A 650-nucleotide genomic window follows, 5' to 3' on the forward strand; every position below is an offset into this window, starting at 1 on the left:
CCAGCCCCTACGCCCCCGCCCTGCCGCAGCGCCTGCCCCCGGCGGGTGCCGCCGGCTCGGTCACCGTGCAGGCCGGCGATACCGCGGGCCGCCTGGCCGCCGCCAACCGCCCCGCTGGCGTGTCGCTCGACCAGATGCTCGTGGCGATGATGCGTTCCAACCCCGACGCCTTCATCCGTGGCAACGTGAACCGGCTGAAATCGGGCGCGGTGCTGCAACTGCCCGATGAAACCCAGGCACGGGCCACTCCCCCCGGCGAGGCACGCCAGATCATTGCCGCGCAAAGCCGCGACTTCAACGAATTCCGCCGCCGCCTGGCCGGTGCCGCACCCTCCGCCGAGGTGGCCGCCGCCGAGCGTTCGGCCAGCGGCAAGGTCCAGACCCAGGTCGAGGACCGCAAGCCCGCCACGGCCGCGCCAGACAAGCTCACCCTGTCCAAGGGCGCCGTGCAAGGCCAGAAGGCTGCTGAAGACCAGGTGGCCAAGGACAAGCAGGCCAGCGCCGCATCGGCGCGCATGGCCGAGCTGTCGAAGAACATCTCCGACCTGAACAAGCTCGGAACCGCCTCCGCGCCGGTGTCCACGGGCTCCGGCAGCGCGCCGTCAGCCGCCGCCAGCGCCGCCACGGGGCGCAGCCGTGGGCCACGGGGC

The 650-nt window shown here is 73.2% G+C and carries 1 protein-coding gene; it reads left to right on the forward strand.

Annotated elements, in window-relative coordinates; genetic code table 11:
• Window positions 1–650: FimV/HubP family polar landmark protein (locus AC27KI_RS26680; RefSeq protein ID WP_487116906.1), on the forward strand; the 650-nt coding region annotated here is incomplete at both ends.

It is taken from the genome of Acidovorax sp. KPB24-03 (assembly GCF_057546605.1).